Source organism: Pseudomonas sp. SORT22 (assembly GCF_018417635.1).
Lineage (GTDB): Bacteria > Pseudomonadota > Gammaproteobacteria > Pseudomonadales > Pseudomonadaceae > Aquipseudomonas.
Genome location: NZ_CP071007.1, coordinates 5,189,523 through 5,212,670, shown reverse-complemented (window position 1 = coordinate 5,212,670; position 23,148 = coordinate 5,189,523). Strand labels below are relative to the sequence as shown.

19 protein-coding genes and 1 pseudogene are annotated in these 23,148 nt (G+C 62.6%); 12 read left to right on the top strand and 8 right to left on the bottom strand.

Annotated elements, in window-relative coordinates; all coding sequences use genetic code 11:
- The first annotated feature begins 69 nt into the window (after positions 1-69).
- Positions 70-834: a sulfite exporter TauE/SafE family protein gene (locus JYG36_RS23945; RefSeq protein WP_213602509.1), complete on the top strand. Its 765-nt coding sequence runs from the start codon at positions 70-72 to the stop codon at positions 832-834.
- Here JYG36_RS23945 and JYG36_RS23940 read toward each other — a convergent pair.
- Positions 824-1,138, bottom strand: a complete 315-nt coding sequence (locus tag JYG36_RS23940; RefSeq protein WP_093387814.1) for a putative quinol monooxygenase — start codon at positions 1,136-1,138, stop codon at positions 824-826. The genes JYG36_RS23945 and JYG36_RS23940 overlap by 11 nt on opposite strands.
- Positions 1,139-1,329: 191 nt before the next feature.
- On the opposite strand from JYG36_RS23940, the gene mdaB reads away from it, so the two are divergent.
- The 3 genes from mdaB (at position 1,330) to ggt (ending at position 4,669) form a co-directional block, all read left to right on the top strand.
- Complete coding sequence (gene mdaB, locus JYG36_RS23935) at positions 1,330-1,920, top strand: NADPH:quinone oxidoreductase MdaB (protein ID WP_045195845.1); 591 nt, start codon at positions 1,330-1,332, stop codon at positions 1,918-1,920.
- Positions 1,921-1,987: 67 nt separating this feature from the next.
- Positions 1,988-2,884, top strand: a complete 897-nt coding sequence (locus tag JYG36_RS23930; protein WP_045195847.1) for a LysR family transcriptional regulator — start codon at positions 1,988-1,990, stop codon at positions 2,882-2,884.
- Between the two features lie 117 nt (positions 2,885-3,001).
- Positions 3,002-4,669 (top strand): gamma-glutamyltransferase, encoded by a 1,668-nt coding sequence (gene ggt / locus JYG36_RS23925; RefSeq protein ID WP_045195849.1) that lies wholly within the window; start codon positions 3,002-3,004, stop codon positions 4,667-4,669.
- 69 nt (positions 4,670-4,738) lie between these two features.
- On the opposite strand, the gene JYG36_RS26910 is transcribed toward ggt, so the two are convergent.
- From JYG36_RS26910 to ypfJ, 3 genes and pseudogenes are all read right to left on the bottom strand, one after another.
- Positions 4,739-5,443 carry a methyl-accepting chemotaxis protein gene (locus JYG36_RS26910; RefSeq protein WP_502937523.1) on the bottom strand — a complete coding sequence of 235 codons (705 nt, stop codon included), beginning with the start codon at positions 5,441-5,443 and terminating at the stop codon, positions 4,739-4,741.
- A gap of 198 nt (positions 5,444-5,641) precedes the next feature.
- Positions 5,642-6,523, bottom strand: a pseudogene (locus JYG36_RS26905) (methyl-accepting chemotaxis protein); the annotation flags it as partial.
- 333 nt (positions 6,524-6,856) lie between these two features.
- The gene (gene ypfJ / locus JYG36_RS23915; RefSeq protein WP_093387823.1) at positions 6,857-7,741 is read right to left on the bottom strand and encodes a KPN_02809 family neutral zinc metallopeptidase; all 885 of its coding nucleotides are present in this window, start codon (positions 7,739-7,741) and stop codon (positions 6,857-6,859) included.
- Between the two features lie 200 nt (positions 7,742-7,941).
- On the opposite strand from ypfJ, the gene pcaH reads away from it, so the two are divergent.
- Together pcaH and pcaG are read left to right on the top strand one after the other, a co-directional pair.
- The gene (gene pcaH / locus JYG36_RS23910) at positions 7,942-8,661 is read left to right on the top strand and encodes a protocatechuate 3,4-dioxygenase subunit beta (RefSeq protein ID WP_045195856.1); all 720 of its coding nucleotides are present in this window, start codon (positions 7,942-7,944) and stop codon (positions 8,659-8,661) included.
- 11 nt (positions 8,662-8,672) lie between these two features.
- Positions 8,673-9,278 carry a protocatechuate 3,4-dioxygenase subunit alpha gene (gene pcaG, locus JYG36_RS23905; RefSeq protein ID WP_045195858.1) on the top strand — a complete coding sequence of 202 codons (606 nt, stop codon included), beginning with the start codon at positions 8,673-8,675 and terminating at the stop codon, positions 9,276-9,278.
- 55 nt (positions 9,279-9,333) lie between these two features.
- On the opposite strand, the gene JYG36_RS23900 is transcribed toward pcaG, so the two are convergent.
- The gene (locus JYG36_RS23900; protein ID WP_213602506.1) at positions 9,334-12,084 is read right to left on the bottom strand and encodes a beta-eliminating lyase-related protein; all 2,751 of its coding nucleotides are present in this window, start codon (positions 12,082-12,084) and stop codon (positions 9,334-9,336) included.
- Positions 12,085-12,191: 107 nt separating this feature from the next.
- Positions 12,192-13,904: an FAD-dependent oxidoreductase gene (locus JYG36_RS23895; RefSeq protein WP_213602504.1), complete on the bottom strand. Its 1,713-nt coding sequence runs from the start codon at positions 13,902-13,904 to the stop codon at positions 12,192-12,194.
- Positions 13,905-14,076: 172 nt separating this feature from the next.
- Between JYG36_RS23895 and JYG36_RS23890 the strand changes: the two genes are divergently transcribed.
- The 3 genes from JYG36_RS23890 (at position 14,077) to JYG36_RS23880 (ending at position 16,668) form a co-directional block, all read left to right on the top strand.
- Positions 14,077-14,853 carry an IclR family transcriptional regulator gene (locus tag JYG36_RS23890; RefSeq protein ID WP_045195862.1) on the top strand — a complete coding sequence of 259 codons (777 nt, stop codon included), beginning with the start codon at positions 14,077-14,079 and terminating at the stop codon, positions 14,851-14,853.
- A 111-nt stretch (positions 14,854-14,964) separates the two neighbouring features.
- Positions 14,965-15,771, top strand: coding sequence for a sugar phosphate isomerase/epimerase family protein (locus tag JYG36_RS23885; protein ID WP_213602502.1), 807 nt, complete (start codon positions 14,965-14,967; stop codon positions 15,769-15,771).
- 18 nt (positions 15,772-15,789) lie between these two features.
- Positions 15,790-16,668, top strand: a complete 879-nt coding sequence (locus tag JYG36_RS23880) for a DMT family transporter (RefSeq protein WP_045195866.1) — start codon at positions 15,790-15,792, stop codon at positions 16,666-16,668.
- On the opposite strand, the gene JYG36_RS23875 is transcribed toward JYG36_RS23880, so the two are convergent.
- Positions 16,665-18,005: an MFS transporter gene (locus JYG36_RS23875; protein ID WP_045195868.1), complete on the bottom strand. Its 1,341-nt coding sequence runs from the start codon at positions 18,003-18,005 to the stop codon at positions 16,665-16,667. The genes JYG36_RS23880 and JYG36_RS23875 overlap by 4 nt on opposite strands.
- A gap of 209 nt (positions 18,006-18,214) precedes the next feature.
- Between JYG36_RS23875 and quiC the strand changes: the two genes are divergently transcribed.
- Both quiC and JYG36_RS23865 read left to right on the top strand, forming a co-directional pair.
- Complete coding sequence (quiC, locus tag JYG36_RS23870; protein WP_213602500.1) at positions 18,215-20,125, top strand: 3-dehydroshikimate dehydratase QuiC; 1,911 nt, start codon at positions 18,215-18,217, stop codon at positions 20,123-20,125.
- Positions 20,126-20,202: 77 nt separating this feature from the next.
- Positions 20,203-20,871 carry a TetR/AcrR family transcriptional regulator gene (locus JYG36_RS23865; protein ID WP_045195875.1) on the top strand — a complete coding sequence of 223 codons (669 nt, stop codon included), beginning with the start codon at positions 20,203-20,205 and terminating at the stop codon, positions 20,869-20,871.
- 59 nt (positions 20,872-20,930) lie between these two features.
- Here JYG36_RS23865 and JYG36_RS23860 read toward each other — a convergent pair whose 3' ends face one another.
- Positions 20,931-21,791 (bottom strand): shikimate dehydrogenase, encoded by an 861-nt coding sequence (locus tag JYG36_RS23860; RefSeq protein WP_476252023.1) that lies wholly within the window; start codon positions 21,789-21,791, stop codon positions 20,931-20,933.
- 171 nt (positions 21,792-21,962) lie between these two features.
- Between JYG36_RS23860 and JYG36_RS23855 the strand changes: the two genes are divergently transcribed.
- Positions 21,963-23,135, top strand: a complete 1,173-nt coding sequence (locus JYG36_RS23855) for an alkaline phosphatase family protein (protein ID WP_213602498.1) — start codon at positions 21,963-21,965, stop codon at positions 23,133-23,135.
- Positions 23,136-23,148: the final 13 nt, after the last annotated feature.

Below are 23,148 nucleotides of genomic sequence, written 5' to 3'. Positions count from 1 at the left end.
TCCTGGTCAATAGTCTGACTGAGTATATGGCAGATTTTCAGCCTGGGTGGCAGGGTGCAGGATAGTGCCATGACTACCTTCTTTGGCTTCTATCAGGATATCGGTCCAGCGCTGTCGCTGCTGGTCATTGTCACCTTCGTACTGGCCGGTGCGGTCAAGGGTGTGATCGGCCTTGGCCTGCCGACCATCGCCATGGGCCTGCTCGGCATGGCTATGTCTCCGGCGCAGGCAGCGGCCTTGCTGATTGTGCCTTCGACCCTGACCAACCTCTGGCAACTGGCCTTTGGCGGGCACCTGCGCGCCTTGCTGAAACGGCTGTGGCCGATGCTGGCGCTGATCTTTATCGGCACCTTGCTCGGTAGCGCCTGGCTGGGCATCAACAGTGGCGCCTGGGCGGCACATGCCTTGGGAGGGGCGTTGCTGGTGTATGCGTTGTACGGCCTGCTCGGCCGCGGGATGAGGCTTGCGCCTGCGCATGAGTCCTGGATCGGGCCGTTTTGCGGGCTGATCACCGGGGTGATCACGGCGGCCACCGGAGTCTTTGTGATTCCCGCAGTGCCTTATCTGCAAAGCCTGGGCCTGAGTCGCGAGGAAATGGTCCAGGCCCTGGGCCTGTCATTCAGCGTCTCGACCGTGGCCCTGGCAATCGGCCTGGCCGGCCAGGATGCGCTCGGCGCCCAGGCCCTGGGCGCGTCAATGCTGGTGCTGGCGCCGGCGCTGCTGGGCATGCTCGGCGGCCAGTGGCTGCGTCAGCGCATCAGCGCGGTGCTGTTCAAGCGCTGCTTCTTTATCGGCCTGGCGCTGCTTGGCACGCACCTGTTGCTCAACGGCTAGCCGAGGAGGGGCTGAGCATTTCGATCAGCTGGATATCGAAGTCGCGCTCCAGGTAGTCCATGCGTTTTTCGAAGAACGCCGCCATGTGCGGCAGGGCCGAGTGCACATCCAGTGCGGCCTTGCTGGCCCAGATCTCGTAGAACACAAACAGGCTTGGGTCCTGCTGGTCGCGCAGCATGTGGTATTCGATGCAGCCCGGCTCCTGGCGGCTGGGTTCGACGTAGGCGCGAAACAGCGTTTCGAAGGCTTCGGACATTTGCGGTCGGGTCTTGGCTTTGAGGATGAAACCGTACTGCTCGCTCATGGAGATGCCTCTGAATGGAAGAAGTGAAACGATTCTATGGCAACAATAAGCGTTTGATTCGTGCTTTTTAGGCAAATGTATTTTGCCCCGGCACGGCTGTTTCCCCGCGAGGCCTGCCTCTAATCTGCCGCCATCAAATTCACTCGGTCACAGGCTTCTTTGCCCCTGATCGAACATAGATGAGGCACCCCATGAAAAAAGTCCTGTTGCTCAACGGTGGCAAGAAGTTCGCCCACTCCGATGGCCGCCTGAACGAAACCCTGCACGAAGCCGCGCTGGCCTTCCTGGACCGCGCAGGGTTCGATGTGAAAACCACCTACATCGATGGCGGCTACGACAACGCCGAAGAAGTGCAGAAATTTCTCTGGGCCGACGTCATCATCTATCAGATGCCCGGCTGGTGGATGGGCGCCCCCTGGACCGTCAAGCAGTACCTGGACGAAGTCTTCACTGCTGGCCATGGCAGCCTCTACGCCAACGACGGCCGTACCCGTTCCGATGCGTCGCAAAAGTACGGCAGCGGTGGCCTGATCCAGGGCAAACAGTACATGCTGTCGCTGACCTGGAACGCACCGCAGCAGGCGTTTGACGACCCGGCCGACTTCTTCGAAGGCAAGGGCGTGGACGCGGTGTACTTCCCGTTCCACAAGGCCAACCAGTTCCTCGGCATGAGCGGCCTGCCGACTTACCTTGCGGTGGATGTGATGAAGCGCCCCAACGTCGAGGCCGCTGTGGCCGCCTACGAGCAGCACCTGGCCGAGGTTTTCCAGACCCAGGCCTGATGAAGCCTTGCGCAAGCCGCGCCAAGCGGCTATCTATCACGGCTGTTGCCAACCCCGGGGTACAGCCGTGAAAGCCAGGTCCGATGAATTGCAGGTGTTCGTCTCGGTGATCGAGTGCGGCTCGATTTCCGCGGCCGCCGAGCAGGGCGGGCAGACGCCGTCGGCGATCAGCCGCACCCTGTCGCGCCTGGAAACCAAGCTCGGCACCACCCTGATCAACCGCACCACCCGGCGCATGGACCTGACCGAAGAAGGGCGGTTTTTCTTCGAGCGGGCCAAGTCGATCCTGCAGCAGATGGACGAGCTCGAAGAGCACCTGTCGGTGCACCACCAGACGCCGTCCGGGCGCTTGCGCATCAACGCCGCGCTGCCGTTCATGCTCCACGCCATCGTGCCCTGGGTCGGTGAGTTTCGCGCGCTGTACCCGCAGATCCAACTGGAGCTCAACACCAGCGACCTGATCATCGACCTGATCGAGCAGAGCACCGACGTCGCCATTCGCATCGGCGAGCTGGCCGACTCCAGCCTGCATGCCCGCGCCCTCGGTTGCAGCCCGTTGAACCTGCTGGCCAGCCCCGAGTACCTGGCCCGGCATGGCACGCCCGAGCGGGTTGAAGACCTGCAAGGCCACGCGCTGCTTGGCTTTACCCAGACCGAAACCCTCAACCACTGGCCGCTGCGCCATGCCGAAGGCGACCGCCTGCTGATCCGCCCGGCGCTGTCGGCCTCCAGCGGTGAAACCCTGCGCGAACTGGCCTTGGCCGGTGAGGGCATCGTCTGCCTGTCGCACTTCATGACCCATGAAGACATCCGCAGCGGGCGCCTGCAGGTGCTCCTGGCTGAGCACAACAGCGGCTATCGCCAGCCGATCAATGCGGTGTACTACCGCAACACCCAGCTGGCGCTGCGCATCCAGTGCTTTCTCGATTTCATTCAGAACAAGCTGGCGATCTACGCCTGCTGAAGCGTCCATCTGCGACAGCTTCTGCCTATGCGCGGCGAAAACTCCTACGGTGTTTGATAACTCGTCTGACATCAGCCTTAATGGCTGTTCAACGAAAACAACACTAAGGAAGCTCTCATGCGCGTTGTGATGTTCCGATCCCTGGCCCTCGGCGCCGCGATCCTCGCCAGTAACGCGGCTTACGCGGTTACCCTGGAGGGCGGTGCAGTTGCGGCACCCGATCAATATGGTGCACAGGTCGCCGCCGATATCCTGAAAAAAGGCGGCAACGCGGTGGATGCGGCCGTGGCCACCGCCTTCACCCTGGCGGTCACCTACCCCGAGGCGGGCAACATCGGTGGTGGTGGTTTCATGACCCTGTATGTCGACGGCAAGGCCTACTTCCTCGACTACCGCGAAACCGCGCCGAAGGCCGCCAGCCGCAACATGTACCTGGACGACAAGGGCGAGATCATCGAGAACCTCAGCCTGGTCGGTTCCCGCGCTGCCGGCGTGCCCGGTACGGTGATGGGGCTGTGGGAGGCGCATCAGAAATTCGGCAAGCTGCCGTGGGCCGAACTGCTGACCCCGGCGGTCGGTTATGCCAAGAACGGCTTCAAGGTCGCCTCCAAACAGTACCAGTACCGCGAAGACGCCCTGGGCCTGTTCAAGGACAGCACCAACTTCAACGACTATTTCGGCAGCATGAAAGTCGGCGAGACTTTCAAGCAGCCGGAGCTGGCGCAAACCCTGGAGCGCATTGCCGACAAGGGTGTCAGCGAGTTCTACCAGGGCAAGACCGCCGACCTGCTGGTGGCGCAGATGCAGGCCGACAAGGGCCTGATCAGCAAGGACGACCTCAAGGACTACAAAGCCGTCTGGCGCGAGCCAATGAAGATCGACTGGCGCGGCAACACGGTCTATACCGCGCCGCTGCCAAGTTCGGGCGGCATCGCCCTGGCCCAGCTGCTGGGCATCAAGGAAGCGCGCGCCGCCGACTTCAAGGGCGTCGAGCTGAACTCGGCGCGCTACATCCACCTGCTGGCCGAGATCGAAAAACGCGTGTTCGCCGACCGCGCCGACTACCTTGGCGACCCGGCGTTCTCCAAGGTGCCGGTCGAGCAACTGATCGCCAAGGACTACATCGCCAAGCGCGCCCAGGAGGTCAACCCGACGGCCATCTCGGACACCGAGAAAGTCCGCCCTGGCCTTGAACCACACCAGACCACGCACTTCTCCATCGTCGACAAGGACGGTAATGCGGTCAGCAACACCTACACCCTGAACTGGGACTACGGCAGCGGTGTGGTGGTCAAGGGCGCAGGCTTTTTGCTCAACGACGAAATGGACGACTTCAGCTCCAAGCCGGGCGTGGCCAACGCCTTTGGGGTGGTCGGTGGCGACGCCAACGCGATCGAGCCGGGCAAGCGCATGCTGTCGTCGATGAGCCCGAGCCTGGTGACCCGCGATGGCAATGTCACCCTGGTACTGGGTACCCCCGGTGGTTCGCGGATTTTTACCTCGATCTTCCAGGTGTTGAACAACCTCTATGACTACAACCTGCCGCTGGAAAAAGCCGTGGCTGCGCAGCGCGTGCATCACCAGTTGCTGCCCAAGGACACGATTTACTTCGATGCTTTTGCACCGCTTAACGGCAAGGTTGCTGAAGAGCTGAAGACGATGGGCTACACCCTGGAAGATCAGGGTTGGGAGATGGGCGACATCCAGGCGATCCGGGTTAATGGCACGGCGCTGGAAACCGCTTCCGATCCGCGTGGGCGGGGGGTGGGGCAGATCGTTAAATAGGTGTTGAGTTGATCGCGGGTCAAGCCCGCTCCTACAAACCTGTAGGAGCGGGCTTGACCCGCGATGCGTTTAAACGCGGAAGTGGCTGACCATGGTCTGCAACTGGTTGCCCAGCCGCGCCAGTTCAACACTCGACGCCGCGGTCTCGTCACTGGCCGCGGCGGTCTGCTCGGACACATCGCGAACATTGAGAATGCTGCGGCTGATCTGTTCGGCCACTGCGCTCTGTTGCTCCGCCGCCGCCGCAATCTGCTGGTTCATCGACTGAATGTTCGACACCGTACGCGTGATGCTTTCCAGCGAAGCACCGGCCTTGCGGGTCAGCTCGACGCTGCTGTCGGTCAGGTTGCGGCTGCCAAGCATGACATTGGCCACCTGCTGGGTACCGCTCTGCAGGCCGGCGACCAGCTCTTCGATCTCTTCGGTGGACTTCTGCGTACGCTGGGCCAGGCCGCGAACTTCGTCGGCGACCACGGCAAAACCACGCCCTGCTTCACCGGCGCGGGCCGCTTCGATGGCAGCGTTGAGTGCCAGCAGGTTGGTTTGCTCGGCCACCGACTTGATCACGTCCATGACGCTGCCGATCTTCTGGCTTTCCTGTTGCAGCAGGCCCATGGCCTCGGTGGAGCGGTGCACTTCTTCGGCCAGGCGTTCGATCTGGCTGATCGCTTCGGCGACAACCTGGTCACCGGCACGGGCCTGACCATCAGCTTCGGTGGCAGCCTCGGAAGCATGCTCGGCATTGCGCGCAACTTCCTGCACGGTGGCGGCCATTTCGTGCATGGCGGTGGCGACCTGGTCGGTTTCAACTTTCTGGCTGTTGACCCCGGCGCTGGTCTCTTCGGTAACAGCCGAGAGTTCTTCGGCAGCGCTGGCGATCTGCGTGACGCCGTCGCGGATGCCGGTGATCAGGTCACGCAGGGTCGAGCCCATGCGCTGGATGCCTTGCTGCAACACGCCCAGTTCGTCACGGCGGGTGACGCGCATGTTATGGGTCAGGTCGCCGGCGGCGATCTTCTCGACCACGGCCAGGGTTTCACGCAACGGGCGAGTGATCTGACGGGTGATGATTACCGCAGCCAGGACGCCGACCAGCAGTGCCAGCAAGGTGGCCGTCAGCTGCAGGGAGCGGGCCTGGGTGCTCTCGCTGTCGCGGCGGTCCAGCTGGATCTGGTACAGGGCGTCGCTGGTCTTGACGATATCGGCGCCTTGAACGGTCATTTCCTGACGCGCTACGGCGATATCGGCAGTGGCGTCGCGGAACTGGCGTACAGCGTCACGGTAGGCCATCACTGCGGATTCAAACTGCTTGATGCGCGTCACTTCGCCTGGCATCTGGCGGTTCAGGCCGGCGATTTCGGCCAGGGCGGTATCGAGCTGACGCAGGGCCAGTTGCTCGGTCTCGCTGCTGATGTCGGCGATGTAGCTGCGCACGGCCAGGCGAACCAGCAGCAGTTGCTCCTTGGCCTGGGTGATGGTGCGGAACTGCTCCAGGCGGCTGGCGTCACCCTCGGGCAGGGCCAGCACGTCGCGGTTGATCGCTTCGATCAGTTCGATAGCGCGGGCTGCGGCCTGGTTCATCGAGTCGCGTGCGGCCAGGCTGGTCTTGTAACCGGCGCGCATCTTGTTGATCGACACCTGGTATTCGCTGATGGTCTGGCCCAGCTCCTGGAGCAGCTTGATGTTCTCCGGGCTCTTGAAGCTCTTGAGCAGTTTTTGCTGCTGCTCGCTGAAGGCATTGAGCTTGACCTGGACGTTGCCGGCCGCGGCGTCGTCGCCATTGGTCAGCATGTACTGCAGGCGGGTGATGCGCAGGTTGGTCAGGTCACTGTTGAGCTGGGTAATGTCGCTCATCCAGTTGCTGCGATCGATCAGGCTGCCCAGGCTATTCCAGCCGGTCAGGGCCAGCAGGCCGGTCAGCAACAGCACCAGGCCAAAGCCCAGGCCGAGTTTCAGGTTGACGCTGATGTTGGCAAACCAGCTATTCATGCAATCCCTCCAGGAACGTTGTGCTTCTTGATCCGAATCGGTGGAAGGTTGTTGTTATTGATGGCCAGCCGATGTTCTGAGCAGGGTTTATCGGCGGCTTGCGCCGGAGCTGAAACGCTTTTTCAGCAAAAATGATCAGCGGTAGGTAACAGGGGATTTCTGCGGCCAGCCCGAGGCTTCAGGCGGCCGCAAAATGGCTCAGAGCGAGCGTGCGCCGAAGGTGTCGCACTGGTTGATATCGCCCTTGGCGAAGCCGGTCTTGAACCAGCGCTGGCGCTGTTGCGAGGTGCCGTGGGTGAACGAATCCGGTACTACGCGGCCCTGGCCCTGCTGCTGCAGGCGGTCGTCACCGATGGCGTTGGCGGCGTTCAGGGCTTCTTCGATATCGCCCGGTTCCAGCCAGTTCAGGCGTTTTTGCGCCTGGTAGGCCCAGACCCCGGCCAGGCAGTCGGCCTGCAGTTCCTGGCGTACCAGCAAACCGTTGTCGCCTTCCATGCGCTCACCGCGCTGGCGTGCGGCCTGGACCTTGGCCGAAACGCCCAGCAGGGTTTGCACATGGTGGCCGACTTCGTGGGCGATCACGTAAGCCTGGGCAAAATCGCCGGCGGCCGAGAAGCGCTGTTCCATTTCACGGAAAAAGCTCATGTCCAGGTAGACCTTCTGGTCGGCCGGGCAATAGAACGGCCCGACTGCCGAAGAGGCAAAGCCGCAGGCTGAGTTGATCTGGCCGCTGAAGAGGATCAGGTTGGGGTCTTTATACTGGCGGCCGGCCTGGGCAAAGATGGCCTTCCAGGTGTCTTCGGTGTCGCCCAGCACCGACCTTACGAATTCCGCCTGCTCGTCATTGGCCGGTGGTGCCTTGCCGGTGCCGGTGGTCACTGGCGCGGTCTGTTGCTGGCCCATCTGCCCGGCCAGCTGGCCGAGGATCTGCAGCGGGTCCTGGCCGGTGATCCAGCCAATCCCGACAATCAACAGGATCGCGCCGATGCTCAGGCCCTTGCCACCGCCGAAGCGCATGCCGCCACCGCCCTCGCCACGGGCATCGACCACATTGTCGCTACGCCTGCCTTTTCGCCATTGCATGAGTGCTCTCCGGAGCTTGGAAACATGAGGACAAAGATTAGTTCACGGCGCGGGGCTCTGTCAGATTCCTGATTTATACATAACCATTTGGTTATGAATGGCGCTGTTCTTTTCAGTATTCGCCGGACCCTGCATACCGGAAACTGCAAGCTCGCCTGCCACGCCCAGGCCCTCCAATAATTCCAAGACAGGAGAACGGCATGTCTGCACAAGACAACAGTCGCTTCGCTATCCGTGATCGCAACTGGCACCCGAAAGCCTTGACCCCAGATTACAAGACCTCCGTCGCGCGCTCGCCGCGCCAGGCCCTGGTGAGCATCCCGCAGTCGATCAGCGAAAGCACCGGTCCGGATTTCTCCCACCTGAAATTCGGCCCTAACGATCATGACCTGCTGCTCAACTTCAATAACGGCGGCCTGCCGATCGGTGAGCGCATCGTCCTTGCCGGGCGCGTCTGCGACCAGCACGGCAAACCAATCCCGCACACCCTGGTAGAGATCTGGCAGGCCAACGCCGGTGGCCGCTACCGGCACAAGAACGACCGCTACCTGGCGCCGCTGGACCCCAACTTCGGCGGTGTCGGCCGTGCGCTGACCGACAGTGAAGGTTATTACAGCTTCCGCACCATCAAGCCGGGCCCGTACCCATGGCGCAATGGTCCCAACGACTGGCGCCCGGCGCATATCCATGTGTCGATCAGCGGTCCGTCGATTGCCACGCGGCTGATCACCCAGCTGTATTTCGAAGGCGATCCGTTGATCCCGATGTGCCCGATCGTCAAGTCGATTGCCAACCCTGACGCGGTGCAGAGCCTGATCGCCCGGCTGGACATGAGCAATGCCAACCCCATGGATTGCCTGGCCTATCGCTTTGACATCGTGTTGCGCGGACAGCGCAAGACCCACTTCGAAAACTGCTGAGGAGGCGCCCCATGCCTATCGAACTGCTGCCGGAAACCCCTTCGCAGACCGCCGGCCCCTACGTGCATATCGGCCTGGCCCTGGAGGCCGCCGGCAACCCGACCCGCGACCAGGAAATCTGGAACTGCATGGCGCAAGCCGACGCGCCGGGCGAACACATCCTGGTGTTTGGCAACGTCTATGACGGCAACGGCCATCTGGTGCGCGACTCGTTCCTGGAGTTCTGGCAGGCCGACCACAACGGCAATTACCAGGGCGATTTCAACCTGGAAAAACCCTTCAACAGCTTTGGCCGTACCGCCACCACCTTCGATGCCGGTGAGTGGACCCTGCACACCATCAAGCCGGGCGTGGCCAAGAACGCCGCCGGCGTGCCGATGGCGCCGCACATCAACGTCAGCCTGTTTGCCCGGGGTATCAATATCCACCTGCAGACGCGCCTGTACTTCGATGACGAAGCCCAGGCCAATGCCCAGTGCCCGGTGCTCAACCTGATCGAGCAGCCGCAGCGGCGCGAGACCTTGGTGGCGACCCGCTGTGAAGTGGACGGCAAGCTGGCGTATCGCTTTGATATCCGCATTCAGGGTGAAGGCGAGACGGTGTTCTTCGATTTTTGAATGTCGAAGCGAGTGGCATGAGCAAAGCCCGCCATTGGCGGGCTTTTTGTTCGGATCAGCGTGGTGTCGTAACGCCAATGGATTCGGACTTCAGCAGTTTCAAGCCTTCATCGGCGTTGTAGCCATGAATCTCTTTCACGTCGAGCTTGCGCATGAACGAGAGCGTTTCAGCAGTGATTACCTGGCCTGGTACCAGGATCGGAAACCCCGGCGGATAAGGGATCACGAAGTTTGCTGAAATCAACGGCGGGCCGTTTTCCAGGCGTTCGTCGATGGTTTTGTCGAACAGGCGAATATGCTCGCACGCTGCACTGTCATAGGCTTTGTAGTAAGCACTGCGAATGTCTCCTTCTGCCGTACTGCTGTTCGCCGACTCACGAAAAGCGGGGTAGAAATGGCTGAAGTCGGGCAGGTCCGGCACATCTTCCATAAGTGACGTGACGCGTGCATTAAAGGCTTCACGCAGGTTGTCGTCACTGGTGCCCAGGCGATCCTCCAGTTCGCGGCTGATACGTACCAGCACCCGGATCAGGTGTGCCACGTCACTGCGAGTGTTGTTGATGTTGGTTTGCAGCAGCACGCTGTTGCGAGAGGTTTTGTTCAACTGAACATCGTAGCGGTTGGTCAGCAAATTCTTGAACGTGGTGCCGTCAAAGCCTGCATGGCCACAGACCAGCGTCAGGCGGGTAGGGTCCAGGGCGACTTCATCGGTGTTCAGGGCATCGACGACGGTGGACCACGCAGTGCCCTTGGCCAGGTAATCCTGCAGCCCTGAAGCCCGATAGACCGTTGGCACCAGGTCCTCGATCGTGAGTATCTTGAAATACTTGGATATCAGCGGGTGGCGGCCGACCTCCCGACGGATGTCGAAGGCCAACTGGGTTGCCGACATCACCAGTTCATAGCCTTCCAGCTCCATTTGCCGGCGGGCAACATCCAGGGACGCAATGATTTGCTGATTGGGGGAGGTGGACGTGTGGGTAAATACCGCCTCGCGGAACGATGCTTCGACGTGATGGAAGTCCTGATCGTCGACCAGGATCATCGAGCCCTGGCGCAGCGCCGACATAGACTTATGGGTGGAGTTGGTCTGGTAGACGCGCACGCGGGTGGTGTCCGGGTCCATCAGCAGGTGTTCCTGCAGCAGCGCAGGGTCATCGGCAGCAAGCGCTTGCAGCCGTTCGCGCTGGCATTCGAAGGCGTGCCGGTACTGCGGGCAACTGAGCGCCTGCTTGAGTTGTGCGGCGGCGCCCATGCCGGTTCGACGACGCAGCAGGGGTGAAAAGCGTGCAAAACCAAACCAGGCTTCATCCCAGAGAAAGGCCAGGTCCGGTTTGATTGCCAGGCATTCTTCCATGACCCGGAAGGTGTTGTAGACGTGCCCATCGAAGGTGCAGTTGGTCAACACCAGCAGTTTGACCCGATGCAGTTTTCCTTCTTTTTTCAGGTCGAGTAGCGCTTGCTTGATAGCGCTCAGTGGCACTGCGCCGTACATCGAGTATCGGGGCAGCGGGTAGGCTTCGACATACAGCGGATAGGCGCCGGTCAGCACCATGGCGTAGTGGTGTGACTTGTGGCAGTTACGATCGACAATGACAATGTCACTGGGCGCAAGCAGGGCTTGTTCAACGATCTTGTTCGAGGTCGAGGTGCCATTGGTGACGAAAAACGCCTGCTGTGCGCCGAACGCATGGGCTGCCCGGTCCTGGGCCTTTTTGATGTTGCCGGTGGGCTCTAGCAGGCTGTCGAGCCCGCCCGTGGTGGCAGAGCTTTCGGCCAGAAACAGGTTGATGCCATAGAATTCGCCCATGTCGCGGATCCAGTTCGACTTGAATATCGATTTTCCGCGGGCAATGGGCAGCGCATGGAAGGTGCCGATAGGACGTTGAGCATAGTGTTTCAGGTTGTTGAAAAACGGCGTTTCATAGCGCTTTGCAACGCCTTGCAGCAGGCTCAGGTGGATCTCCAGCGGCTCCTCGACTTTGTAGAACACCCGGCTGATGAACGCGTAGTCTTCATCACCGGCAATTCGCTCAACCTGACGATCGCTGAGCAGCAGGATATCGAGCTCTGGCCTGATGGACTTGATCGCTCGGGCCAGTGGCAAGGCCAGGTTCGTGGAGTCTTCGCCGTCCGGGCTGTTGCCCAGGTGTGGCGCCAGCAGCTCACGCACCCAGGCGGCGCGACAGCTCGATGTAAAAGCGAAACCTTCGTAGATCACCACCGCTTGCAGGTTGACGTTGAGTATCACCGCGAGCAACGCATCCTCAAAGGAGCCGGTCATGACGGGCTCGTAGATGAAGGGGTCCTGGTGGCGGCGCAACTGGCGAATGGCCTGACGGTGCTGCGGCCATGTCGAGATTGGCGCGGGGCTGACAATCAGAGTTTCGAAATACGGACGATGTGCGGACGCAGCGGCGAAACTACGGGGCGCGGGTGCGTCGGGCAGGTCCTCGCTGGCCTCCCAGTCGTTTGCGTCTTGCTTGTAACTGCGGTCGAGCAGCGAACTGCTGATGCGCTGAGCCAGATGCAGGGCTCCGATGCCATTGCCCGCTGCTACGCGTTCGACCAGCAGGGCCAGCAGGCGAGGGCCCGGGTAAGCCTGATAAGCCTCCAATTGCGCAAGCTGCTCGAGTTGGGCAAGGCATTGCTGCTGGACCTTCGCGCTAGCGGGCTGATCTTTGCAGTTGCGCCAGCGGCGACACAGGGCGTTGAGTTCACGCCACAAGTCAACGCGGGCAGTGGTACAGGAAAACAGTTGATCGATTGGCTTTGCGTCGCCATCGGGCAGGGTCAGGTTGTTCACGGTTCAATTCCTTTTGAACGGTCGCCGGAGCCGTGAAGTATTCGCGTTGCGGATAATCGTGAGCAGCCTGTCTGCTTTCCCTGTGATGCAATGCTGCAAGGTACGCCTTACTCGTAGTCTGTCACCCCGGCAATATGCCGCCCGGCGATATAGCCGAACGTCGCCGCCGGCCCCAGGTTGATCCCGCCCGCCGGATAGTGCCCGCCCATGATGCTGGCCATGTCGGTGCCCACCGCATACAACCCGGCAATCACCTCACGCTTTTCATCCAGCACCTGCGCGTGGGTGTTGGTCCTGAGCCCGGCGAAGGTGCCGAAACAGCCCGGTTCGACCTTTACCGCATAGAACGGCCCGTTCTCGATCGGCGCCACGCACGGATTTGGTCCGTGCAGGGCATCGCCCTGTTTGCGGTTGTAAGGGGTGGAGCCGCGGCCGAAGTGCGGGTCTTCGCCGTTGCGGGCATGCCGGTTGTACTCGGCGACCGTTGCCACCAGGCCTTGAGGGTCAATGCCGCAGGCCCGCGCCAGGGCTTCGATACTGTCGCCGGTCTTCAGGTAGCCGGATTTGATCAACGGCTGCAGCGGCAACGGAAACGGCCGTGAAATGCCCAGGCCATAACGGCGCTGGAAGGCATGGCTGCAGATCAGCCACGATTCGACCTTGTCCCCCGGCGCCTTGGCGACCATGGCGCTGACATAGTCGTAGTAGCCGTCGGCCTCGTTGACGAAGCGCTTGCCGTCGGCGAGCACGCCGATGATGCCGGGCTTGGCCCGTTCGATGATGTGCGGGAAATGCCCGCTGCTGCCGTCCTTGTAAGGCACCCGCGATACCGGCGCCCAGGCCACCGGGCTGTGCAGGTCGTCAGCCACCTGGCCGCCAACGCTTTCGCCCAGGCGCAGGCCGTCACCATTGGCGCCCAGCGGCGGCAGCGCCAGGTGTTCGTGGCCGGTGGGTGTACGCGGGAACAGCGCCTTGCGCCGTTCGATGTCGTTGGCAAAGCCGCCGGCGGCCAGCACCACGGCCTTGCGCGCATTTATTTGGATCGGCCCGCGCGCGGTTTCAATCAGCGCACCGCTGACCCGGCCATGCTCGCGGAGCAACTGCCGAGCCGCTGCCGATTCCCAGAGCAACACGCCAAGGTCTTCAGCCGACTTGGCCAGCCGAGCGACCAGGGCTACGCCGTTGACCAGTTGCAGGGCCCGGCCGTGGGTTGCCAGATCGAACAGGTGGCGGCTCAAACGCTTGCTCACATACAGCAGCGAGCGCCAGGAACGGGTGAGGCTGAGGAAGGCGCCGAGGTCCTTGCCGGCCATGATCGGCATGCCCATGAACGAGGTTTCGCGCATGGTTTTGCGCAGGCGCTTGAGCAGCTTTTTGCCCAGCTGGCGGCCATCGTAGGGGGCGGCAATTACCGAACGCCCGCCGGTGCCGGCGCCAGGAGTATTGCCGTGAATGTCGGCGATGCCATTGCCGTCGGCAAATTGCAGGGCGGTATGGCGCTCGAAGAACGACACCATGTTGGGCGCCGCGTCGAGAAACGCATCGATCATCGGCCCATCGAAACGTTCGCCCAGTTCATGCTCCAGGTAAGTGCGCGGCTGCGAGCGCTGCTCGATGATCCCGGCGCGCTGCGCCAGCGGGTTGCACGGTACCCACATCCAGCCACCGGACCAGGCCGTGGCGCCGCCGAACACCGGGTCCTTTTCGACCACGATGACCTTCTGGCCATGCCAGGCGGCGGTCACGGCGGCGGCCAGCCCGGCGGCGCCGGAGCCGATAACCAGTACATCGCATTCGACCAGCGGGGTATCGACGGGCATGAGCAGTATCCTCCAGGCAGTTTTGTTATATTTTGGAACTGTATTCCATATTTTATGGTTTGATCTGTCGCCCAGCCAAGGCGTGCCACGACAAAGTGGGCGAAGATCGGACAGTGATTTGCGCTTTCGCCGGGGCTCTTTAGAATCGGCACAAATTTTAGGGACCATGACCATGGCCGGCAGTCAGATCGAACGCGCGTTCAGCCTTCTCGAACGCCTCACCAGCGACCCGCGCGGGCTGCCCCTGCAGACCCTGGCCGAAGAGCTGGACATCCCCAAGAGCGCCACCCATCGCATGCTCGCCGAGCTGATGCGCCTGGGCTATGTGCGCCAGAACGCCGAGAGCAGCCGCTATCACCTGAGCACCCGCCTGGTGGCCATGGGTTTTCGCTATCTGGCCAGCAGTGGCGCCGATATCGTCCAGCCGATTCTTGATCAACTGGCCCAGCAGACCGGCGAGCTGGTGCGCCTGGGGGTGATCGACGGCGAACGCCAGACCTGGATCGCCAAGGCCCAAGGCGCCCGCTCCGGCTTGCGCTACGACCCGGACATGGGCCGTGATGCGCCGTTGTTCTACACCGCCTCCGGGCATGCGTGGCTGTCGAGCCTGAGCGATGCCCAGGCCTTGTTGCTGGTGGAGCGCCAGGGCATCGCCGACCCGGCGCAGTTCGGCCCCAACGCACCGAAGTCCAATGCCGAGCTGCTCGAACGCCTGCGCGTTGCCCGCGAGCATGGCTATGCCTGGGTGGTGGAGAGTTCGGCAGTGGGGATGTCGGCGCTGGCGGCGGTGGTGCGGCACCCGCTGGATGGCCATGCGGTTGGCGTGCTCAGCGTTGCCGGGCCCAGTGCGCGGATGAGCGAGGCACGCATGCACGAGCTGGCGCCGGTGTTGCTGGCGGCGGTGGCGGAGTTGTCGGCGGCAAGTCCTGCTTCTGAGTTGTTTGTCTAGAAGCATCACGGGTCAAGCCCGCTCCTGCACTCGCGATCCGTTTTTTCGCTTGCATTGAAATTGGAACTAAGTTCTAAATATTTCCAAATTCAATTCGCCGAGAAAACAACAATGAGCCAACGCGTGATGTCCCTTGCCGCCCTGACGGTACTCGAGCTGTCGCCTGTCGACATGGTCGAGGTTGCTGCCCGCGCAGGCTACAGCCATGTCGGCCTGCGCCTGGAACCGGCCACGGCCGAGGAGCATCACTTCCCGCTGGTGGCCGACGCCGGCCTGCGCCGGCAGACCGCCGCGCGCCTGCGCGATACCGACATCCAGGTGCTGGATGTGGAGATTTTGCGGCTCAAGCCCGAGACCTGCGTGGCCGACTTCGAAGCCCTGCTGGCGGTCGGCGCCGAGTTCGGCGCCAGCGAGCTGCTGGTGGCCGGCAACGATCCTGACGAGCAACGCCAGAGCGACAATTTTGCGGCCCTCTGCGACCTGGCCGCAGATTACGGCCTGCATCCGCACCTGGAGTTCATGCCCTGGACCGACGCCAAGAACCTCACCCAGGCCTGGCGCATCGTCGAGCAGGCCGGGCGCGACAATGGCGGGGTGCTGGTCGATGCCTTTCACTTTGACCGCTCCGGCTCGTCGCTGGATGAGTTGCGCCAGGTGCCGGCCTCGCGGCTACGCTATGCACAGTTGTGCGACGTGGCCGGGCCGCGTCCGCACGATATGGCCGAGATCTTGCGTCAGGCGCGCAACGAGCGGCGGTTTCCCGGCGATGGCAATTGCGATTTGCCCGGCTTGTTGCGTAGCCTGCCGCAGAACATTGCGCTGAGCCTGGAAATTCCCGTTCGCGACCAGGGCCTGAGCGCCTTGCAGCGGGCACAGATGGCCCTGGACAAGACCTGTCAGTTGCTCCGTCAACTCTGAACCTGCGAGCTTTTATCGATGCCCCGTCCTACTGCGCTCGACGCTGTCAGCCAACCGCTCAAGGGCATTGCCCTGGTGGTGCTGGCGACCTTTCTGTTCGCCAGCCACGACGCCTTGTCGAAGTACCTGGCGGGGTTCTATCCGATTCTCTGGGTGGTGTGGGCGCGCTACCTGGTGCACACCCTGCTGATGATGGTGATCTTCCTGCCGCAGTCGGGCCTGCGCGTGTTGCGCACCCGGCGACCGGGGCTGCAGACCTTGCGCGCGCTGTGCCTGCTGGGCACCAGCCTGTTGTTCACCACCGCCCTGCAGTACATACCGCTGGCCGAGGCGACGGCGGTCAACTTCCTCGCGCCGTTGCTGGTCACGGCGCTGTCGCTGCCGCTGCTGGGCGAGAAGGTCACGCGCGGGCAATGGGTGGCGGTGCTGGTGAGTTTTGTCGGGGTGACGGTGATCATCCATCCGGGCGGGGCCTTGTTTACCCCGGCGGTGTTGCTGCCATTTGGCTCGGCCTTGTGCTTCTGCTTCTACCAGTTGCTGACGCGCAAGCTCAGCGGCACCGACAGCCCGACCACCAGCAACTTCTTCACCGGCCTGCTCAACACCTTGGTGATGAGCGCCGTGGTGCCGATGTTCTGGCAGACCCCGAGCTTCATCCATGGCCTGATGGCCGTGGCCCTGGGCACCTGCGGGATGACCGCGCACCTGTTCCTGACCCAGGCGTTCCGGCATGCGCCACCGGCCATGCTGGCGCCGTTCAGTTACTGTCAGATCGTGTTCGCCGGTGTTCTCGGCCTGGTGTTGTTCGGACACAGCCCGGACATGGCCGGGCTGGTGGGGATTGCCTTGATCTGCCTCAGCGGCCTGGGCGCCGCCTGGTTGCAACGGCGGCGTTAGGCCTCGACCTTCGGCACCTTGCGCGGGGCCATGAAGTACATCCAGGTCAGGGCGATGAAGTACATGGCCGGGATCATGGTGAACAGCAGGGTGTAATTGTTGTTGGTGGTGGTCAGGATGTAGCCGACCAGCTGGGTCATGAACATGCCGCCGATGGCCGCGCACATGCCGCCGAAACCGAACACCGTGCTCATCATGTGCTTGGGCGTGTAGTCCATGACCAGGCTCCAGATGTTGGCAGTCCAGGCCTGGTGCGCGGCGATGGCCAGGGAAATCGCCAGCACCGCGACCCACAGGCTGCTGGCGCCGGCGGCGAAGATCACGCCGATGATGGTGGTGGCGAACAGCAGCATCGACAGCAGCCGCGCCTTGACCGGGGCCATGCCGCGGCCGATCAGGAACGACGAAAGAATGCCACCGCCGACACTGCCGAAATCCGCGCTCAGGTAGATGACGATCAGCGGGATGCCCATCTGCGTGACGCTGATGCCCAGGCTGTATTGCTGGTTGAGGAACGGTGGCAGCCAGTACAGGTAGAACCAGAACACCGGCGCGGTCATCGAGTAAGCCAGGGCGAAGGCCCAGGTGCCGCGCATGCGCAGGATTCGTGAGAACGGCACGCGGGCTTGTTCCGGTTCCACTTCGCTTTGCACGTAGGCCAGTTCTTCTTTGCTGACGCTCGGGTGATCTTCCGGGTTGAAGTATTTCAGGCCCCAGAACACTACCCAGACCAGGCCCAGGGCGCCCATGCCGATGAACGCCGCTTGCCAGCCCCAGACGGTGAGGATCAACGGCAACAGCATCGGCGTGAACATGGCGCCGACGTTGGTGCCGGCGTTGAAAATGCCGGTGGCCACGGCGCGCTCACCGGCCGGGAACCATAAGCGGGTGGTCTTGACGCAGGCGGGGTAGTTGGCCGCTTCGGTCAGGCCGAGAATGAACCGGCAGACCATGAAGCCCACCGCCGAGGTGGCCAGGCCATGGGCGCCGGTAGCCAGGCTCCAGAGCAGCACGGCGCAGAAGAACACGCGCTTGACGCCGACCCGGTCGATCAGCCGGCCTTGCAGTACGAAGCCGATGGCGTAACCGACCTGGAACCAGAAGTTGATGTTGGCGTAGTCCATCGCCGTCCAGCTCATCTCCTTGGCCAGAATCGGCTGCATCACCCCGAGGGCGGCGCGGTCGATGTAGTTCAAGGTGGTGGCGAAGAACACCAGCGCGAGCATGACCCAGCGGGTCTTGCCGACGGCCATGGCGCCACGCAGCTTGTCGCCGATGCCGGCGTGCGCAGTAGTACCCAGGGGCTGGGCCATGCGGGTGGATTGAGAGTGGATCATCGCGGGTTACCCGTATTTTTATGTTTATGGGTCAAGCCTTGGTGTCGAAATGGTGCGCCTGTGGTCAAAAAAGGGTCAATTGACTGAACGCTATATTGGGCGATAATCGAACACAAAACTAACTAGTTCGTACCTTTTGCATTGAGCAAAATTTGCTCAACACCAATAATTCCTCCACCGGTTTTTGCCTGCCCATCGGAGCCAGAATAATGCAGCGTTCGATCGCCACCGTATCCTTGAGCGGTACTTTGCCAGAAAAACTCGAAGCCATCGCCGCCGCGGGCTTCGATGGGGTCGAGATCTTCGAGAATGACCTGCTGTACTACGCCGGCAGCCCGCGCGAAATTCGCCAGCGCTGCGCCGATCTGGGCCTGGCGATTACCCTGTTCCAGCCGTTTCGCGATTTCGAGGGCTGCCGCCGCGATCGCCTGGCGCGCAACCTGGAACGCGCGGAACGCAAATTCGATTTGATGCAGGAACTGGGCACCGATCTGGTGCTGGTGTGCAGCAATGTCGCCGCCGATTCCCTGGGTGAGCGCCAGGTGCTGATCGACGACCTGCGCCTGCTGGCCGAGCGCGCTGGGGCCCGTGGCCTGCGCATCGGCTACGAAGCCCTGGCCTGGGGCCGCCACGTGAACACCTGGGAGCAGGTCTGGGACATCGTCAAAACGGCTGACCACGCAAGCCTGGGGATGATCCTCGACAGCTTCCACACCTTGTCGCTCAAGGGCGACCCACGGGCTATCGCCCAGGTGCCGGGGGACAAGATTTTTTTTGTGCAGATGGCCGACGCGCCGCTCCTGGCCATGGACGTGCTGGAGTGGAGCCGGCACTTTCGCTGCTTTCCGGGGCAGGGCGAGTTTGACCTGGCGGGTTTTCTCGCGCCGATCCTGGCCAGCGGTTACAGCGGCCCGCTGTCGCTGGAGATCTTCAACGATGGCTTTCGCGCCGCACCGCCTCGGGCCAATGCCGCCGATGGCCTGCGCTCGCTGCTGTACCTGGAAGAAAAGACCCGCCAGCGCCTTGAGCAAGACCGCGTAGCGCCGGCCAGCGACGACCTGCTGTTCGCCCCACCACGTGCCAGCGCCTACGATGGCGTCGAGTTTCTCGAGTTCGCCGTCGACGACGCCCTGGGGGCCAAGCTCGGCAACTGTCTGGAGCGCCTGGGCTTTACCCGCGCCGGCGTGCACCGTTCGAAGAATGTCAGCCTGCTGCGCCAGGGCGATATCAACCTGATCCTCAACGCCGAGCCTTATTCCTTCGCCCATAACTTCTTTGAGAGTCATGGCCCGTCGCTGTGCGCCACGGCGATCCGGGTCAAGGACAGCGCCCAGGCCCTGGCCCGTGCCGTGGCCTACCATGGCCAGCCCTATCGCGGCCTGGTCGGCCCCAACGAGCGCGAGCTGGCGGCGGTGCGTGCGCCGGACGGCAGCTTGATCTACCTGGTCGACCAGGATGCCCAGGGCCGGACTATCTATGACACCGACTTCAGCCTGCAGCCACAAGCGGGCAGCAGCCTGGGCCTGACCCGCATCGACCATATGGCCCTGGCCTTGCCGGCCGACGGCCTGGACAGCTGGGCGCTGTTCTACAAGAGCGTGCTGGACTTTACTGCCGACGACGAAGTGGTGTTGCCCGACCCTTATGGTCTGGTCAAGAGTCGCGCCTTGCGCAGCCGTTGCAGCTCGATCCGCCTGCCGCTGAATATTTCGGAAAACCGTAATACGGCGATTGCCCATGCCTTGTCGCACTACCGCGGTTCCGGCGTGCACCACATTGCCTTTGACTGCGAGGACATTTTTACTGCGGTCAAACAGGCCAAGGAGTCGGGGGTGGCTTTGCTCGACATTCCGCTTAACTACTACGACGACCTTGCCGCACGCTTTGATTTCGACGACGAGTTCCTCAGCGAACTGGCTTACTACAACGTGCTCTACGACCGCGATGCCCAGGGCGGTGAGCTGTTTCATGTGTACACCGAGCCGTTTGAGGAGCGCTTCTTCTTCGAGGTGCTGCAGCGGCGTAACGGCTACAGCGGCTATGGCGCAGCCAACGTCGCCGTGCGCCTGGCCGCCATGGCCAAGGCCCGCGCCGGCGCGCCGGCCCAGGCCAAGTTGTAGGGCGCAGGCGCCGAGGCTTCCTTACTCAGCACCCGGGGCTCATAATTGCCGGGTTAACCGATGGCCATGAGTCCCGTATGACGACTACCCCAGCACTCTGCGCAGCCCCCGAACAAGCGCCGCGCAAGGGCCGCAAGAACAATCCGGAAAAGACCCGCGAGAACATTCTCCAGGCGGCGATCAGCGAGTTCGTCCAGCAGGGGCTGGCTGGCGCCCGGGTCGATGCGATCGCCGAGCGCACGCAAACCTCCAAGCGCATGATCTACTACTACTTCAACAGCAAGGAGCAGTTGTACGTAGAAGTGCTGGAGAAGCTCTACGGCGATATTCGCAGCACTGAAAGCAACCTGCACCTGGCCGAACTCGAGCCGCGCCTGGGCATCCGCCGGCTGGTGGAATTCACCTTCGATCACCATGATCGCAACGTCGATTTCGTGCGCATCGTCTGCAACGAGAACATGCACCACGGCGAGTACGTGAAGCGCTCGGCGGCGATTCGCTCGATGAACAAGACCGTACTCACGGCGCTGGATGAAGTGCTCAAGCGCGGCGCTGGCGAGGGGGTATTCCGCCAGGGGCTGGAGGCGCTGGATGTGCACCTGCTGATCAGCTCGTTCTGCTTCTACCGGGTGTCGAACCGGCACACCTTTGGCGAGATCTTCCAGGTGGACTTCGAGGACAAGGCGGTCAAGGACCGGCATCGGCAGATGATTTGCGAGTCGGTGCTTAGATTTTTGCAAGCCTGAGTATTTTCGCCGGGCAAGCCCGTTCCTACCGTAGGAGCGGGCTTGCCCCGCGATGCTTTTCAGTCACCCAGACTGTTGAAGTGCTCGATCATCCGCGCCGCATCAGGCTTCACCCCGCTGAACAGTTCAAACGCCTTCACCGCCTGGAACACCGCCATGTTCGCCCCGCTCAGGGTGCGGCAGCCCAGGGCCCGGGCTTCGCGCAGCAGTTCGGTTTGCAGCGGAAAGTAAACAATCTCCGCCACCCACAGATCCGCCCGTAGCAGCGCCTTGGGCACCGGCATGCCCGGCAGCTTGGCCATGCCCATGGGCGTGGTGTTGACCAGGCCGTCGGCGCTGGCCATGGCGCTTTGCAGGTCATGACCGACCCTGGCGCGGCTGCCGGCAAAGTGCTGGTTGAGGTTGTCCACAAGGGCCTGGGCACGGGCCGGTTCGACATCGAACACGCTCAGTTGCCCGACCGCTTCTTCCAGCAGCGCATGAGCTACCGCAGCGCCGGCGCCACCGGCGCCCATCTGCACCACCTGGCGGCGCGGCGCGTCGCTCAGGCCACGGCGAAAGCCCTCGGCAAAACCCAGGCAGTCGGTGTTGTGGCCGATGCGTTTGCCGTCCTTGAATACCACGGTGTTCACCGCGCCGATACCGCGCGCTTGCGGTGACAGTTCGTTGAGCAGCGGCAGGATCGCCTGCTTGCACGGGAAGGTGATGTTCAGGCCGGTGAAGCCCATGTGCTCGGCCGCGGTCAGCAGCTCTTCGAGGGCGCTGCTGTCGAGCTTGAGCTGGTCCAGGTCGATCAGCCGGTACAGGTAGTTCAGGCCTTGCGCGGCGCCTTCGTGCTCGTGCAGCGCCGGGGTGCGCGAAGCCTGGATGCCCGCGCCGATAAGGCCGGCAAGAATGCCGGAAGAAGAGGCCAAAGCCATGTTGAAAACTCCGTTGTTATTCTTGGTGATGAAGCGGGAGTGCCTTCGCTTAAAAATGTACCGAATGGTTAATTTGGTCAATCGGGCGCAAGGCCGCAGGGGTGTTTTCTGTGCGCTGATCGCACAGCCTGTGCTACACCTGTTGCTTTGCACCTGACCACGGAGGGCAACATGGCAACGCCGATCAACGACCTGCAGTCGCTGGGTGAAACCTGGCCGGGCCTGGCCAACCTCACCCAGTCGATTTTCGCGGCCCTGGGTGGCCACGGTTTTCGCAATGCCTTTCGCCTCGACCATTCGCGCAGCACCTGCCTGCTGCTGATCGACGGCCTGGGCTGGAACCTGCTGCAGGCCCACGCCCGGCATGCGCCGTTTCTTGCCTCGCTGATGCAGCCGGACAGCCACTTCAAGGTAGGCTTTCCAGCCACCACGGCGACCAGCCTGGCCTCGGTGGCTTGCGGGCTGGGCAGCGGCGCCCACGGTATCGTCGGCTGCGGCTTTGCCCTGGATGAGCACACTGAACTGTCGCCACTGACCTGGACCACCTCGCCCTTGCAGGTCGAGGCGCAGGCCAGTGGCGCGCCGCCGCCGGAGACTTTTATCGTGCCCGCCGATGCCTGGGGCCAGGCCGCGGCCCAGGGCATCGCCATCAGCACGGTGATGCTCGGGCGCTATGCCAGTTCCGACTTCACCCGGGCGATTTACAGGGCCGGCAAGATCCTCCCTGCGCCGGCCTATGATGCCTATCCGGAACTGGTCAATGCCGCCCTGGCCGTGCCGGGGCCGGCGTTCTGCTTCGCCTATTTCGGCGACCTGGATTTTGCCGGGCACCTGTTCGGCCCAGGCTCCGAGGGCTGGCTCAAGCAACTGCAGATTGCCGACCAGCTGGCCCGGGCCATCGCCCAATCCTTGCCTGAGCAGGCGCGGCTGATGGTGATTGCCGACCACGGCATGCTGGCGCTGGACAGCGAACAGGTGCGCGACTTTGATCTGGACCCGGCGCTGCAGGAGGGCGTGCGGGCGATGGCCGGAGATATTCGCGCGCGCTACCTGTACACCCACGCGCACCAGCAGGACCGCGTGCACGAGCGCTGGCAGAATCGCCTGGGGGAGGGCTATCACGTGTTGAGCAAGGCCCAGGCGATTGCCAAGGGGCTGTTCGGCGATGTGCTGCTAAGCCAGGCGGAGGCGCGGATTGGCGATCTGATCGTGGTCCCGCGCGGGGCGGGCGGGATCATTCGCAGCGAGGTGGAAAAGTACGCCAGCCAATGGCGCGGGCACCATGGGGCGTTGACCGATGAGGATCAGCTGGTGCCGCTGTTGATGTGTTCGGGGCTCGGCTGAAGGGCCCGCTCCT

What these genes read in the sequence shown, in the direction of transcription:
- JYG36_RS23945 (WP_213602509.1), top strand. Translation starts at nt 70, where the DNA reads ATGACTACCTTCTTTGGCTTCTATCAGGATATCGGTCCAGCGCTGTCG.
- JYG36_RS23940 (WP_093387814.1), bottom strand. Translation starts at nt 1,138, where the DNA reads ATGAGCGAGCAGTACGGTTTCATCCTCAAAGCCAAGACCCGACCGCAA.
- mdaB (WP_045195845.1), top strand. Translation starts at nt 1,330, where the DNA reads ATGAAAAAAGTCCTGTTGCTCAACGGTGGCAAGAAGTTCGCCCACTCC.
- ggt (WP_045195849.1), top strand. Translation starts at nt 3,002, where the DNA reads ATGCGCGTTGTGATGTTCCGATCCCTGGCCCTCGGCGCCGCGATCCTC.
- JYG36_RS26910 (WP_502937523.1), bottom strand. Translation starts at nt 5,443, where the DNA reads ATGGCCGCCACCGTGCAGGAAGTTGCGCGCAATGCCGAGCATGCTTCC.
- ypfJ (WP_093387823.1), bottom strand. Translation starts at nt 7,741, where the DNA reads ATGCAATGGCGAAAAGGCAGGCGTAGCGACAATGTGGTCGATGCCCGT.
- pcaH (WP_045195856.1), top strand. Translation starts at nt 7,942, where the DNA reads ATGTCTGCACAAGACAACAGTCGCTTCGCTATCCGTGATCGCAACTGG.
- pcaG (WP_045195858.1), top strand. Translation starts at nt 8,673, where the DNA reads ATGCCTATCGAACTGCTGCCGGAAACCCCTTCGCAGACCGCCGGCCCC.
- JYG36_RS23895 (WP_213602504.1), bottom strand. Translation starts at nt 13,904, where the DNA reads ATGCCCGTCGATACCCCGCTGGTCGAATGCGATGTACTGGTTATCGGC.
- JYG36_RS23890 (WP_045195862.1), top strand. Translation starts at nt 14,077, where the DNA reads ATGGCCGGCAGTCAGATCGAACGCGCGTTCAGCCTTCTCGAACGCCTC.
- JYG36_RS23885 (WP_213602502.1), top strand. Translation starts at nt 14,965, where the DNA reads ATGAGCCAACGCGTGATGTCCCTTGCCGCCCTGACGGTACTCGAGCTG.
- JYG36_RS23880 (WP_045195866.1), top strand. Translation starts at nt 15,790, where the DNA reads ATGCCCCGTCCTACTGCGCTCGACGCTGTCAGCCAACCGCTCAAGGGC.
- JYG36_RS23875 (WP_045195868.1), bottom strand. Translation starts at nt 18,005, where the DNA reads ATGATCCACTCTCAATCCACCCGCATGGCCCAGCCCCTGGGTACTACT.
- quiC (WP_213602500.1), top strand. Translation starts at nt 18,215, where the DNA reads ATGCAGCGTTCGATCGCCACCGTATCCTTGAGCGGTACTTTGCCAGAA.
- JYG36_RS23865 (WP_045195875.1), top strand. Translation starts at nt 20,203, where the DNA reads ATGACGACTACCCCAGCACTCTGCGCAGCCCCCGAACAAGCGCCGCGC.
- JYG36_RS23860 (WP_476252023.1), bottom strand. Translation starts at nt 21,791, where the DNA reads ATGGCTTTGGCCTCTTCTTCCGGCATTCTTGCCGGCCTTATCGGCGCG.
- JYG36_RS23855 (WP_213602498.1), top strand. Translation starts at nt 21,963, where the DNA reads ATGGCAACGCCGATCAACGACCTGCAGTCGCTGGGTGAAACCTGGCCG.